The organism is Halorubellus salinus, assembly GCF_020567525.1.
Taxonomy (GTDB): Archaea; Halobacteriota; Halobacteria; order Halobacteriales; family Natrialbaceae; genus Halorubellus; species Halorubellus salinus.
The window spans coordinates 70720-85375 of record NZ_JAJCVI010000006.1; the positions used below are offsets into that span (position 1 = coordinate 70720).

The 14656-nt window shown below is 51.1% G+C and carries 11 protein-coding genes and 1 pseudogene; 6 read left to right on the forward strand and 6 right to left on the reverse strand.

Annotation, left to right across the window (positions count from 1 at the left end; translation table 11 throughout):
• Positions 1–28 precede the first annotated feature (28 nt).
• Both LI336_RS16915 and LI336_RS16920 read right to left on the reverse strand, forming a co-directional pair.
• Positions 29–1372, reverse strand: coding sequence for a nucleotide sugar dehydrogenase (locus tag LI336_RS16915; RefSeq protein WP_227134344.1), 1344 nt, complete (start codon positions 1370–1372; stop codon positions 29–31).
• Positions 1369–2364, reverse strand: a complete 996-nt coding sequence (locus tag LI336_RS16920; protein WP_227134345.1) for a GDP-mannose 4,6-dehydratase — start codon at positions 2362–2364, stop codon at positions 1369–1371. Before LI336_RS16920 ends, LI336_RS16915 begins: the two co-directional genes overlap by 4 nt.
• A gap of 130 nt (positions 2365–2494) precedes the next feature.
• Here LI336_RS16920 and LI336_RS20435 point away from each other — a divergent pair, with 130 nt between their 5' ends.
• Positions 2495–2860 (forward strand): twin-arginine translocation signal domain-containing protein, encoded by a 366-nt coding sequence (locus LI336_RS20435; protein WP_227134559.1) that lies wholly within the window; start codon positions 2495–2497, stop codon positions 2858–2860.
• On the forward strand, positions 2857–4107 hold the full coding sequence (locus LI336_RS16930; RefSeq protein WP_227134346.1) for a hypothetical protein: 1251 nt from the start codon (positions 2857–2859) through the stop codon (positions 4105–4107). The genes LI336_RS20435 and LI336_RS16930 overlap by 4 nt, the downstream gene beginning before the upstream one ends.
• Positions 4108–4145: 38 nt before the next feature.
• Here LI336_RS16930 and LI336_RS16935 read toward each other — a convergent pair.
• Positions 4146–4816, reverse strand: a pseudogene (locus tag LI336_RS16935) (IS6 family transposase).
• A 348-nt stretch (positions 4817–5164) separates the two neighbouring features.
• On the opposite strand from LI336_RS16935, the gene LI336_RS16940 reads away from it, so the two are divergent.
• The 4 genes from LI336_RS16940 to LI336_RS16955 all read left to right on the forward strand — a co-directional run bounded on the left by LI336_RS16940 (position 5165) and on the right by LI336_RS16955 (position 10231).
• Complete coding sequence (locus LI336_RS16940; protein ID WP_227134347.1) at positions 5165–6610, forward strand: flippase; 1446 nt, start codon at positions 5165–5167, stop codon at positions 6608–6610.
• Positions 6611–6751: 141 nt separating this feature from the next.
• The gene (locus tag LI336_RS16945) at positions 6752–7579 is read left to right on the forward strand and encodes an IS5 family transposase (protein WP_227134348.1); all 828 of its coding nucleotides are present in this window, start codon (positions 6752–6754) and stop codon (positions 7577–7579) included.
• 130 nt (positions 7580–7709) lie between these two features.
• On the forward strand, positions 7710–9056 hold the full coding sequence (locus LI336_RS16950; protein WP_227134349.1) for a hypothetical protein: 1347 nt from the start codon (positions 7710–7712) through the stop codon (positions 9054–9056).
• Between the two features lie 47 nt (positions 9057–9103).
• Positions 9104–10231, forward strand: coding sequence for a glycosyltransferase family 4 protein (locus LI336_RS16955; RefSeq protein ID WP_227134350.1), 1128 nt, complete (start codon positions 9104–9106; stop codon positions 10229–10231).
• A 17-nt stretch (positions 10232–10248) separates the two neighbouring features.
• Here LI336_RS16955 and LI336_RS16960 read toward each other — a convergent pair whose 3' ends face one another.
• From LI336_RS16960 to LI336_RS16970, 3 genes are read right to left on the reverse strand one after another with little or no spacing between them, the layout of a single operon-like run.
• Positions 10249–11364: a prenyltransferase/squalene oxidase repeat-containing protein gene (locus LI336_RS16960; protein ID WP_227134351.1), complete on the reverse strand. Its 1116-nt coding sequence runs from the start codon at positions 11362–11364 to the stop codon at positions 10249–10251.
• Positions 11361–13187: a heparinase II/III family protein gene (locus tag LI336_RS16965; protein WP_227134352.1), complete on the reverse strand. Its 1827-nt coding sequence runs from the start codon at positions 13185–13187 to the stop codon at positions 11361–11363. The genes LI336_RS16960 and LI336_RS16965 overlap by 4 nt, the downstream gene beginning before the upstream one ends.
• Position 13188: 1 nt before the next feature.
• The gene (locus tag LI336_RS16970; protein WP_227134353.1) at positions 13189–14604 is read right to left on the reverse strand and encodes a sulfatase; all 1416 of its coding nucleotides are present in this window, start codon (positions 14602–14604) and stop codon (positions 13189–13191) included.
• Positions 14605–14656: the final 52 nt, after the last annotated feature.

Genomic DNA, 14656 nt, shown 5'->3' on the forward strand with positions numbered 1-14656 from the left:
ACCCGGAAGGAGTCGCGTCGCCGCGAGATCACAGCTGTTCCGTCTCCGGTTCTTCTCGGGGGACGTCTGCTGTCGCGTCCGTCTCGAGTTCTCCCAGTGTGATGACTTCCGCAGCGACGCCGTCGTCCATGGCGTTCTTTGCGTCGAAGACGAGCGACGCCTCGCGACCGACGGCGTCGAGGTCGAACGCGTCGTGGTCGACGAGGAGCACGACGATGTCGGCCGAACGGATCGTCTCTGGGGACAGGTCCCGGACGAGCGTGCGAGCGACCTCGGTCGAGTCCGTATGGGGGTCGGCGACCGTGACGTCGAGTGCGTCGGATAGCTCCGCGACGACCTCAAGCGCCGGCGAGTTCCGGGTATCTCCGACGTTCGGCTTGTACGCAGCACCGAGCACGAGTACGGACGCCTCCTCGGCGTCGACGTCGTGGTCCGCGAGCGTCGTTTCGATGCGGTCGGCGACCAGCGTCGGCATCCGGTCGTTGACCCGCTGCGCGCCGTCGAGCAGCGACAGCTCGGTGCCGAGTTCCTCCGCGCGCCACGAGAGGAACTGTGGGTCGATCGGGATGCAGTGCCCGCCGACGCCGGGTCCGGGATGGAATCCCTGGAACCCGAACGGTTTCGTGCCAGCCGCGTCGATTGCGTCCCACACGTCGGCGTCCAGGCCCTCCGCGAGCCTGACGAGTTCGTTAACGAGGCCGATGTTCACGAGCCGGTACGTGTTTTCGAGTGTCTTCGCGAGCTCGGCCGTCTCCGTCGAATCGACGGGATGCGTGTTCGAGACGGCCGCCTCGAAGAGCTCGGTGGCGGTCGCACCCGCCACGTCGCTGTCCGCACCGACCACGAGCGGAATTTCAGAGAACTCGTATCCGCCACCTGGATTGAGGCGCTCCGGGACCATCGCGTAGTGCGTCGACGCACTCCGGCCGGCGTCGACGATCGGTCGGACAACCTCTCTCGTCGCCCCGGGATACACCGTCGAGCTGACGACCACGAGCGTCTCGCGGTCGCCCGACCGATTGCCGACCGTCCTCGCCGCCGCCTCCACCGCGGACATGTCCGGCTCCCCGCCGTGCATCCCCGTCGGCACGGCGATGACGTACACGTCGCAGTCGTCGACGACCACCTCGTCCGTCGACGCCGCGAACCCGCGCTCCAACCCCGCAGTGAGTCGGTCGTCGGAGACGTCGTCGACGTAACTGCTCCCAGCCTCGAGTTCCGCCATCCGATAGTCGTCGATGTCGAACCCGCGAACCTCGAACCCGGCTTCGGCGAACGAGAGGCTCAACGGCAAGCCGACGTACCCCAGGCCAACGACGCCAATAGTTGCCTCGCGAGTCGCAATCCGGTCGAGGAGCGACTCGGCGGTCACGACGACGCCTCCACGTTTTCGCGACGCTCCTCGACGACGTCCTCGAGGATGCGGTCGAGGCTCGTCTCCGGCGCCCACCCAATCGTCTCTCGGAGCTTCGAGACGTCGGGTTCGCGACGCGTCGGCTCCTCGAAGTCCTCGTCGAACGCCTCCTCGAACGGAATGTGCTCGACCCGGGAATCCGAGCCAGTGATTTCGAGCACGCGCTCCGCGAGCTCGTTGATGCTCACCGGCTGCGACGACCCGATATTGAACACGTGCCCGTTCGCCGCGGGTGTGTTCATCAGCTCGTGCACCGCCTCGACGGCATCCCGAACGTGCGTGAAGCACCGCGTCTGCGTCCCATCACCGTACACCGTGATCGGATCGCCAGCGAGCGCCTGCTCGACGAACGTCGGCACCACCATCCCGTACTCACCGACCTGCCGCGGCCCCACCGTATTGAAGAACCGCCCAACGACCACCGGGAGATCGTTCTCCTCGTGGTGCGCGAGCGCGTAGAACTCGTCCAACGCCTTCGCGTTCGCATACCCCCACCGCGGGACAGTGGTGGGTCCGACAACGCGGTCATCATCCTCACTGAAGGGCACCTCCGGCGACTTCCCGTACACCTCCGACGACGACGCGATGAATACGGGTGTCCCATCACCTGCAGCAGTATCAAGAACGTTCTGAGTGCCTTCGATGTTCGTTTGAAGCGAATCTAACGGGTTCTCGACGATGTTCTCAACTCCTACTGCAGCAGCAAGATGGTAGACAACGTCTGAACGTCTAACTATATCCTCAACGAGCGCACTATCACGGACATCTCCCTCAATTAAATCCACCTGTGACGATTTGGGTAGATTCTCTTTTTGCCCGGTAGAGATGTTATCGATGAGGAAGATTTTGCTATCAGTGTTCCTCAAATAGTAGTTTACAAGGTGTGAACCAATGAAACCCGCACCACCCGTCACCAGTACTGCCATAGTCTCTTCAAACTCTCTTTTCATGCTACAAGTCGTTATCTATCCAGACTCGAAGTCTGAGTACTATACGGTACATAATGAATTCTAAAGAACGCTTAAAATTTGAACCTCGTAAGTAGCAATCCTTTTTACCAGTAGTGTGTTCTTCATCATCATGAAACCAATTATTAATCCCTCACGCAGAGATTTATTGGGTTTAAGTGCTGTGACTGGCGCCGCCGTTCTGATTGGATGTGATGAGGCTGGAAACAGATTGACTATCGCCAACTCAAAGACGACGCAGACACAAAGTTGTAGGAGTCCGTTTGTTATCCCTTCCAAGACTACCACTTCTATTACATCAAATGCAAAGCTAGTACGCACTCCGGCGCGCAAATTTAACTCCTCAAATGATTTTGTAATCCAAAAAAATGATAAAAGGAGACCCCAACGGAGATTGTATCAATGCATAATTTGGGAAGAAACCGGCAGGCTCGCCATTGAAGAGGATGCTGGCATAAGACTTAGCGAGTCAGAATGACTAAAGAGATAGTACTTCGGAACGAGAACGGCAAAATTGTCGGTTACGATGGCGATGGGAACAGAGTCCCCGTCAAATTTGAGGAGGGAGAATTTGAGTCGGTGAGTACAGAGCGAATACGAAACCTAATCACGCAATTCCAGTTCAACAACACTCCGAGCCGAGATCTCGTTTCAAGAGAGCCGATTGAACTATATCTTGATCCAGATGGAAGCGACGACGCCGCTGGAACGCAATCGGACCCAATTTACTCCTTCCAAGAGGTCTTTAACCGGCTTCCGCACATCATCCAACATAAGACCCGTATTTATGTGGCAAATGGCTCCTATTTGTGGGTTGGGAACGTTCCAGAAAGTGACGACGACAACCCGCCTGGAAGCGCACCACATTTAATGAACTACCGGGGTCCAGAGAATTTCTTTGAGATGGTTGGTGACCCTGATAATCCATCTAACGTGGAAATAACCGGAGGACCACAACTCAACTTCGCATTTATTGGTGGTCATCCGTATCGATGTGTCATTCAAGGAATGGATATCAACGCAAAGATTGTGAATTATCACGGTGGGCTCTCAATTCAAGACTGTATCTTACATAGCGACGATTCATTGGGGACTGTAGCCGCAGTTGATGGCTACGCGGGCTTCACAAGTATCCGAAACTGTACATTCGTCTCGCCTGCAGTACATGCTGCGCGTGCCTTCTTTGGGCACCGGATTCATATTGAAAATTGTAACGGGGCGGTCTCCGGTCCGCTGTATGTTGAAGAACGCGGTGGTATAGTCACAAGGACCAACAATTCAATACGCGGATTACAACCAGAAGTAAGACCGGAGACGACAAACGTCCAGCTTGAATTAACGACTGACCTCTCCATTAGCAGTGGGGAGTGGACTACGATACCTTTCCACGTTGCCAAAAACGACCGTGGAGAGTGGGATTCAACGGGCAATTGCTTCAGTCCGGATACCACAAAGACATATTCGATAGGAGCCACCGCAGGGTTTGAGAGTAGTGAAGGAGACGACATCGAAATCAAATTTTACGATACCGTGACTGGCACTCCCGTCATTCGAGAAAGGGATTCTGCCGACAGTGTATATCAGTCAACAATCAGTATATCTAGAACTGTCGAATTAGATGAATCAAACACCTATGAGATACAAGTCCGCAATCTTGATTCGGACGACACAGTGTTGTCAAACGCTGGCACAACCGTCGGATCAATCATAGATAGCGGGTATTGAATACCCCTGAAGAGAACTATCTCAGAGAAGGGCACTGTCTAGTTAAACTCCTGAGCTGGCGTTCTTCCACCGAGCGACTGATGGGGTCGCTGAACGTTGTAGTAATGCACGAACATCGCAAGCCACCGGCGAACTCTCAGCGGACTGCCCACCCATGAGTTGTGAAAACGGTCGACTCGAATCTTCAGTGTCTGAAACCACTTTTCGAGGAGGTTTCGGTCGTGTAGTCGACCCGACTCTTCAATCCCAACCGAGCAAGGGCAGTCCGGTAGCCGAACTAATCGACTAGAAACACAGCGTCTGAGAGTTCGTGTTTCTCAGCGAGTCCAAACAGGAACGCAGCTGCCGGATTCGTACCATGGCGCTTGGACAACGTGGCGTCAAGGATCAACTTTGAATCGAGGTCTATTGCAGCATACAGCCAAGACCATTCGCCGTTGATTTTGATAGCGGTCTCGTCGACCGCGACCCGCCTCGCCTTCGGCGGGTTTGAAACGCTATCAGAAGGTCGACATACCTACTGAGAAATGGCTTGAAACGACCGTTCTACACCAATTAACCGAAGAACTGCTTCTGTTTCTCTGAGCGAAAGTCCTGCTGAATGGAGTCGGACGGCGAACGCCCTGACGGGCGTTGCGGTCCTCTCTCGCTGCCAACATTCAAGCGTCGCCGTGTCTAAACTCTGTTTGAGCAAGTCTGAGAGTAGTATTAGTCACTAACTCTAGGACTTGCTCGCTTCTCAAACTGGCTTATCTAGACAGTGCCCAGAGAAGCATAGTTACAAATATCCGAGTGATTCTAACCGGTCCTCTACGTCTTGATTCGAATTGAGGGACCGCTCTTGCCCGCAATTGTTTTCACAGACTTCTCCTAATACGAATACGATGTACTCCTCTGTTGATCTGAATTCTGTTTCTTCTACCCGCTCTTCTATCCGGCTCAAAATGCGGTCCGGTACATCTATATTGAGGGATTCCATACCCCGGTGTAGGACCGGCGAATAAATAACCCTTGGGCGGGTCAAACCCCAGTAGGTTTAATATCTGGTGTTAAATATTTGGCTTCTGGAACCATTCGTAGATTTAAGTCAGAACTGACTGCACAGATCGTAAATGGTATTTCAAGTGCCCTCTTGTTAATTTCACTTGCTCGGTTACTCAGTGCAGATGACTATGGACTTCTATACCTCTCGATTAGTATCTTCGGTCTAATAGGACTCTTTGGTTCACTTGGAATAGCTAGCTCAGCAGCCAAATATATCTCAGAGTATCGACAAAAAGATGAAGGTCAAATCCCCCACATAATTTCAATATCATTCAAAATTTGTCTATTATTATCCACAACAATCACAATTTTTGTCATAATACTAAACAAGAATTTGTATATGTTGCTCGGTGAAAAAGGCCTTGGGATGGTACTCCTGCTCGGTGCACCATATATCCTGTTTTTTACGCTCTTTCGATACTCTAGAAAAATCCTGCAGGGATTTGAGAAGATATCTCAAGCGTCTATGGTCAAAGTCATTTTTGATATCGGAAAGCTTGTGTTTGCGGTGGTTTTGGTTGCTGCTGGTTTCCAAGCAGAGGGTGGAATCATTGGATATGTTCTCGGTGCTAGTGTTAGCAGTCTAGTTGGCTTAGCACTCGTATACCGCAAGTACAGCAAAACCGATAATGTTCCCATCGAAACTGGTTTGCGACGACGTATATTTGAATATTCGGTCCCATTAACAATTACCCAAGCAGCAGGGAGACTTGATCGGCGAATCGACACTGTACTTGTTGGGTTCTTCCTGACTCCGGTTGCCGTCAGCTACTACGTCATCTCGAAGCAGGTTGTGATATTCGTACAGAAACCTGCTGCAGCACTTGGGTTCACTTTGTCACCGGCATTCGCGGCGGAGAAAGCAGCTAATAACAATAAGAAGCTCTCAAAGATGTTTGAGTTGTCAGTTGTGAACTTCTTACTTTTTTATATACCCGCAGCAGCAGGGCTTGTTCTCATCTCTGAGCCGTTAGTCACCATTGTGTTCGGTTTAAAGTATTCGGGTGCAATTCCCGTAATTCAGGTGTTTTCACTCTATCTGATTCTGTCCTCAGGAAACAGAGTGATGGCGAACGTTCTAGACTTTCTCGGGAAAGCAAAGGCCCGTGCATACGCAAAGGGTGCAGTTTCCTTGTTAAACGTCGTATTGAACGTAGCACTAATTCCACGGATCGGCGTTGTGGGAGCTGCTTATTCTACGGTTGCGGCACAGATGCTCTATGCAATCTACAATATGCATCTAGTCTCTTCCGATGTCAGTATTCGATATGAGTACGTTGCCCGAAGTATGACGAAAATACTTGTAATTACGTCGGTGATGACGCTGGTTGTTCTGATTCTGCGCAATGAGATAACAGGATGGATTTCGCTATTTATTGTAATCGCTGCCGCCGTTATCGTATGGGGAGGACTTTCTATTACCGCTGGCCTTCTGAACCGCCAGATGATTCCCAACTAAGATATGGATCGAATAGGCGAGTCGTCTCTTGGGGGCAGAATCCCCGATAACTACAGCTGAGTCGGCTCTGGTGAATCACTAGACGGCGTTGACTTCGACCGTCAAAACTAGGAAGTTGAAGCGGGAAACCGCCGATGCTCTATGTCGAAGATCTCCCGCTTCACAGAGAAGGCGGTACGGTTAGCTAAAAATGCTGTTGGTGGGCGAGGTGAAGTCGCCGCCCCCGAAGGGGGTGGCGGCTTCGCCGACTACGCGGTGGTGTCGCTGCACTGTCTGCGGGTTTACTTGGAGAAATCGTACAGGGTGTCGGTGGATTTGCTGAGTGAGATGCCCCAAATACTCAGGGAGATCGGGCTTGAGGCGGCTGATCTCCCGCATCATTCGACGTTAGTCAAGTGGTTTGATAGGATCAAGACGGCGCTCTGGCGCGTGCTGCTGCGCCTGTCGGCGCAGCTCCACGAGCCGAGCGGGCATGCCGCCATCGACGCAACGTTCTTCGACCGCGAAAACGCTAGCAAGCACTACTGTCGCCGGACGAACTACCGCGTTCAGACACTGAAAGCGACGGCGCTCGTCGACACAGCAACACAAGCGATCCTCGACGTGCACTGCAGCACCGGGAAACCACACGACACACAGGTCGGCTGGCAGGTCGCCCGCCGCAACGCGGGCGACCTGACCAGCCTTGCCGCCGACAAAGGCTACGACTGGATGCAATTACGCGAAAACCTCAGGGAAGAAGGCGTGAGACCGCTGATCAAACATCGGGTTTTCCAGCCCATCGACCACGCACACAACGCGCGGGTCGATGGGCCTCGCTACCGCCAACGAGCGATGTGTGAGACTGTCTTCTCCACGATCAAGCGCACGCTCGGCGACGCCGTGCGTGCGCGAACCTGGTACGGTGAGTTTCGAGAACTCGTGGTGATGTGTGTCGTCCACAACATCAAGCAGACTGTGAACGAGTGAAATCAAGCGACGTCTGGCGATTCACCACGGCCGCTGAGTCTTATGAAGGAACAGATTGGACAGTCTCAAGTTCTATAAGTTCCAAACGAAAGGGCTTTTAGCGTTCCTCAGCTTTCGCATAAGCAGTAGAATGTCAGAGAGGCAGGGAGAGAAAGATATGCCGCTTCAGTTTTCGTTGCCCCGAAATCCTCAATTGACGATATCAAAACAGAGAGTCTACGAGATTAAACTCATATTCTGCCTCAAGTCGGTTCTCGTATACCTATACGTGGTTTTCGTACACAAATATTTTGATTATCTGTGGCTTCCTTTGGATATTTCCCACCTCAAGCTGTTTGAAGCAGTCGTCGTACTGACTGTCTTAGCAGTCTTCGTGCCAGAAAGACAAAAATCACCAGCCTCAACCGGCCTCAAGATAATCTTAATGATATTGATTCTTCCCCTTGTCAGTTTCTACTGGCTAACAGATGCACCACGCCTTTATTTCTATCAAGCAACCATGGGTTTCTTTATAACTTGTTTAATCGTCCGCTCCGCCCCACAGCTGGCGGCCAACTCATTCTTAATTGAACGGACGTTCGGACGAGAGACAATCCTGTCAATCTGCCTCGGCCTTTCCGGACTGGCCTTCATCACGATATTCCTCCTGAATGATCCACCATCATTAGGTGTGGTCTTGCTGGACTCTGGAGCGGTAGCAGCGCGTCGGGATGCAGTTGATTTCGGTCATCCGATTATAGGATATGTAGTAAACTGGCATGCGCGAGTCATTGCCCCATTCTTCTTGACTATCGGTATTCTATATAAACGATATTGGATCTCGGGGATGGCAATTGTTTCAAACGCAGTTTTATACAGCTACACATCTGATACTTTTTATCTGTTAATACCACTTATGGTGTTTTTCACAGTTATTTCTTCACAAAGGGAGATATTTTTCCCATTCACTTTAAAGGCCACAACAGTTGGATTAGTTTCACTATATCTTTTTCATGTCTTCACCGGTCATATTCGGCTTTTGGGTATATTTGCAAGGCGTATATTTTTCGTTCCCGCCCGGATTCAGTTTGATTACTACACTTTCTTTTCAAAGCCTGAAAATCCATATATGAAGTTAGGGGAAGTTGGCTTTGTTCCGTTTGTTTCATCTCCATATAATTCCCCGTCGCCTCTTCTCATTCGTGGAGACATCGCCTGGACAAGTACTGCTTATCTATCCGATGCGTATATGAATCTCGGAGTGCTTGGTGTTCTTGGGTTTTCAATTGCTCTCGGGGTGTTACTCGTCATCATTGAATCAATTTCACGGGACGTCCCAATAGTCGCGATCGGTGTCTTCGTCACCCCGATATTTTCGCTCATGAACCACGGCCTTACTACTACCTTCCTTACTGGGGGAATTTTCTTTGCGGTCTTCATTATCCTCCTTTATTATAATAGTGAAGACCTATTCTCAACGTCTCACAGTCTCTCTTGACTGGGAAATTCGAAACATAGTTTGGTCCCCCAAGAGATAGCTCAACTATGACTTCAATTTGTGTCCTTTCAACTGTCCATGATCCCCTAAATACGAGAGTTTACCACAAGGAGGCGAAGGCAGCTTCCAATGCCGGGTACGATGTGACGATGGTCGCTCACGATCCCCCCGAAAATCACGAAGGCGCCGTTGAGTTCCTGTCTCTGGGGCAAGCTGAAACACGGTACAAGCGCTGGGCACACCTCCCACGAGCATACACTATCGCGCGAAGCCTTAATAGCGACATCTACCATTTTCACGATCCCGAACTCCTCCCCATCGGCGTTATGTTGCAGCGAACAACCAATGCCCACGTGATTTACGACGCACACGAAGATTATGCATACAATGCAATCGAGTACCGTGAGTGGATTCCAGGCCCGATTCGTCCTGCAATCTCCAAGACATTCCCTCTGATTCAGTCCGCGTTCGCAAACCGCCTCGACAGAGTCATTACGACGACGGAGTCCATCGCAGAACAATTTATACAATTCGGGCACGAAAACGTCGAAGTTATTCACAATTACCCGAAGACGGAAAATATATCCATAGGACGTCCACCAATCAAACAATCAAAGGAGATAACGCTGGTGTATGTTGGGAGTTTCGAACACATCCACGGTCTGATGCCAATGTTGCATCTGGTTCGAGAACTCTCCGACCGTGGGGCAAGCGTTGAACTATGGATGCTAGGGTCGTTCAATGAGGGACACCACGAGCGCTCAGCTAAGGAGTTCATCGACAATCATAATCTTCAGGAGAACATCCATTTCGTGGGGCGGATTCCATACGAGGACATATTCTCGTACCTCAACTGCGCGGACTTGGGATTGTGTTTAGTCGACCAGAAACGATGCGAGCACGCACTCCCCACAAAGATATTCGAGTATATGTACTCGAAGACTCCAGTTGTAGCGACAGACGCTCAATCAATCAGGCCGTACATCTCTAGAGAGGTCGGTCGCCTTGTTTCACAAACAGACCCAGAAGGACAGGCCGACGCCATCGAGGAACTAATTTCGGATTCTACTAGACTTGAAAAGATGGGGAATCGGGGGCGCGAACTGGTGGAAGAGCGATACAATTGGGAACAAGAAGCAGATTTGCTAGTCTCAATATACGAATCATTACTCTGATTGGAGCCATACTATGTTCACACAGTGTTCCGGCAAGGATGCAGTAAACAATCCAGGAAGAATTTCACACTCCAATTGGGGTACCGAAACCGGAGGTACGGTCCCCACACCGGATTCGACCCTTGCACTCCACCGCAAACCTCTGGAGGCCCAGATAACATGTGCTGTGTTTTCAGGAACCTAATCTCCTCAGCGACGGCATCCACGTATCGTTGATTCCCGAACTTTTCGTAAAGTCGTAACCAGATGAGCGCCGTCTGTGCATTCCCTGTAAGACAGGAGAAATCAGCACCCGTCCAAGATTCGTCGAATGTCCCGTCGAGCGGGTCGGCAGGGTCTCCAAGATCGAGCAAGGTGTCGGCCGTGGCTTTCGCAGATTGGATGTACGTGTCGTTGTCGAGAATCAGTCCACCTTCAAGCAGCCCTCGAATCGTGTAAGCGAGCGTGTGAAGGAACGGGGTTTCGCCCTCTGAGAACCCTGCGTTTTCGAACCAGTAGTTGCCTGTCTGTCTAGAGACCACCCAATCCAAGTTCGAAACAGCTGCTTCTCTGAATTCGTCGATTCCAGTCTGTCGCTCGGCTTCAAGTAGCGCCCATGCAACCCGAGAGCAATATGAATGAATTTCCCCACGGTAATCGTATCGATCCCAGTACCCAGACTTGTGTTGGACCTTAACGAGCCAGCGCCCGGCATCTTCAATAGCAGTGCGGTACTCTTCGTCACCGGTCTCTTGGTATGCACGAACAAGGCCGAAAAGGATCTGACCAGTATTGAACACGCTCGGATCAGCTTTCGGACCAGGATTAATACCAGACGGAAACGCCCCGTTATCGAGTTGCATGTTGAGGAGCCAAGAAGCCATTCTTCCTGCCCTCTCATGCGCCTCCTCTGAGTCCGCGTACTCCGCATAGTCGTAGAACGTAGGAATGATGTACCCAGTCGTTTCCGGATACGGACCGGCCCAGCCAGTGAGCAAACTGTAATACGCTGCTGATCCTCCACATCCGGTTACATCCTGGGTTCGATACAACCAATTAATCGCAGCAGAGAGATGCTCTTCGTCCGACCGTGGTACAGTCTTTTTGTCTTGAAGATCCCGATATATCGCCCGAGCAAGCGTCGTCGGTTTCATAATTCCATCTGTGGTAGCACTTGGGTTTGATTGTCGGTACGAACCAAAGCTGGTTCCGAATTGGCACGTTCGAGTTTAGGTTCGATGTCCCGATTCAGGACGAAATACCCGAACCCTCCGGACTCCGATTGCAGTTCCACAACAGGACGTTCTTTCTGTACTCCAAATTCCGGGAAGTACGGTCCATTTTCGATAACCACTTCGTATGTGTCCACTGGGTGGACGTGTAGTATACTTCCCTTCCCGTGGGTTAGCGTGATGGTTGAATTCTGTTCAATCGAAACTTCCGGGTGAGCGTGTAGCCGGCTGATATAAGGAGAAGTTCCCGAATCGATCTCGTCCCAGACCAGTAACCAGTCATCACCAACGTACACCGTTCGTTGATGATGATATGATTCTCTTTTCCTTCCCTGGTATTCAGCTCTAAGTGCAGTGATTTCCCCTTGGGTTGACATCGTGGTAGTAGTCAAAATCGAATCACTCATCCGAAATCGTCCACCATAGTCGACAGGTTCTGACTCGCCTATCTGGACAGTATTATGAGAGGACACACTGCGGGCGACAGAACGTTTCTCTCCCGGTTGGTAATCGTACGCTCCAGTATCGGTGACCATTCGATGATTGTTTTCCCAAATGAGAAGCGTACACGGATCGTTGTGGGTGTGGGCCATTTGATGCACTGGTCCCGAGTTGCCAGCATCAAGCAACAACCTCGTTTGAGCCGTATCGAACCAATAAAGACCAGATTTTCCAGGCGTATTTCGAGACCCAGCGTCAACGTCAATCGAGGAGGCGTAGGCTAGCATCGTTTCGAGTCTGTGTGTCTGATTAAACACTGCGTCATTTAGCAGTGGGATTCGATCGTCAGCGGGACGAATGTACTCGATGAAACTACATGCGTCGGCAGTTGTTTCATTTAACCACTCCGGAACATCGACATTACTGGTCCCGAGCACAGAAATGACAGAGAGCAATCGTTCCGTTACTGCAAGATGGTACATCGGACTCCTCTCAAAGTGGTACCCATCGTCAAGGAATTGTGTTTCAACCGCTTCCCTCAACACGTCTAATCCCTGATCAACGAATCTCCGCCCTGCATCTGAGAATGCACATCCTCCAATGACAAGTGCTGCTCCGTTTTCAATCAAATGATTGCCACCGACGTCATATTCGACGTTACTCGTTAGAAACAACAAATTCTTGAATAGAAATCGGGTTTCAGTGTCAGAAAGTCCATTCCGCCATGCCCCGTATCTGGCGAGCGCAATGATTCGGAGTGAAACAGCGTATGGTGCCCAAAACCCTCGAAGGTAACCAAGTCGGGACCCGATTCGTTCTCTTCGGACGGACGAATCAAGCCAGGAATCAAGCCGGGTAGCGAACTCCGGATTCTCGCCAGGGCTTTCGTACCCCAGAATACCCCAGAGAAATGGCTCGAAGGAAGCCAACTTTATAAACCAGAGACGGGGGAGATCCGAGAGCCGGTCATCATCAGGTTTGACATCAGTTGGATTCGGTATCTCACGCGTCCTATTTAAGAAAGTTAAAGAGCCATTGGCGAACTCGGAGCTCAATTGTCGATAACGTTCCCGTTCTTCCTTGGAAAGAGAAGCGCGCAGTCGATGAAGATCGGTATTCAAAGACCCAAAGTCCGTCTCTAGCTCTTCAGGAACTTTCCGTCGATATCGTTCATCGACATCAATCGGTAATTGTGGAATGATCCGATTGCGAGCTTTCCTTGAGAGGATTCCAACGAACTGTCGCGGACTCTTTCTGGCGGCAGTCTTGGCGAGTAAACGGTAACGGTCTCTTCGGGACTTCATCTCAAATTTCCCCCTCCTCTCTGAGTTCCGCGATGCGCTCCCGGACGCGCTGTTTCTCAGCCACTGTCCGATTTCGTTGTTCTATGAACTCTCGAAAATCGTTAAGTTTGGATTCGAGAGTCTTCCGTCTCTCTTGCTCATTTTGAATGAGAGCACACTCATCAGAATCATCTTCTATGTTATAGAATTCCAGTGACTCTGTATGTTGGTTGCGAATCAGTTTCCACGGCGGTTCAGTTCTTGCTTGTAAGACTCCGTTTTCGCTGTTCTCTCCACGGGCCGGATCAAACTTATAAACGACTTCAGTCGAAACACCGACTCGTTCTTCCGACAAGAGATTAATCCCCTCAAAGGTCTCTGGAAGTGCCTCGTCGCCGACAGTGGCCTCAACGATTGTCCGAGGGATATCAACCAATGCTGCAACGTCTCGATTTGAACTTGGTATTCCCGGTCCCCGAAATAGGAGCGGCACGTGGATAATCTCTTGATAGAGTGTATCTGGGCCATGACTAAAGCCGCCATGGTCGTGCAGTTCAGTACCATGGTCCCCAGCGACAGCCACGGTCGTTTCCTCAAATTCGTGCTGTTGTTTCAAGGCCGAAAGAAGTTTCCCGATAGCGGCGTCGGTGCGACGAATCTCGGCCTCGTATAGTTGTTGAATCTGTGCGACGATGTCAGAATCAATATCAGCGTGCTCTTTTTTATATTCGTGTGCGACAGTATGCCAGATTCGGCCGATTTCCAATCGGGAGAGCTTCACATCTGAATCCTCCGGCAGGTAATCTTCTGGAGGAATCCAGGGATAGTGTGGATCCATATAATGAATCCACAAGAAAAAGGGGCGTTCGTCGTCTCTTTCTTCCAACCAGTCAATCGCTGCTTCTGTGAGTGGTTCGGCAGGTGTAAGTGGTTGTGAACCTACCGCTGCATTCGCCATTCGACCGAACCGTCCGAGTGTATCCGTGAGTGTGTCACTGAACGCGACGCTTCGCTTGGCGAGACGCTTTAATCTCCGTGAGATTCCTCCGGTATTGAATCGGGTTTTATCGTCCGACATGAAGTCCCGATACTCATCAAACCCCCGGTCATATCCGTAGTTTTCGGTCAACCAGGGGTTCTTTGCGTTGAATCCCGCTGTCGTGTATCCTTGTTCACGAAATACCTCGGCAATTGATGTCGCAGTATCGGGCAAGCCGATGTCTCGGTCGTGACTTAGCGATTGGATTCCTCCTAACAACGATTTGAATGAGTAGTATGTCGGAATCCCGTTTGCAATCGCGTATTCGAATGACATCCCGTCATTCGCGACTCCATCCAAAACAGGAGTTGTGTCAGATTCTTCACCAACGAACCCCACTCTGTCGGCACGTAGCGAGTCGATTGTTATGTACAGAACGTTTGATGAACTGTCAACCATTAATTTATTTCCAGGAACATGTCTCTTTCCACACTATAAACATTGAATCGGT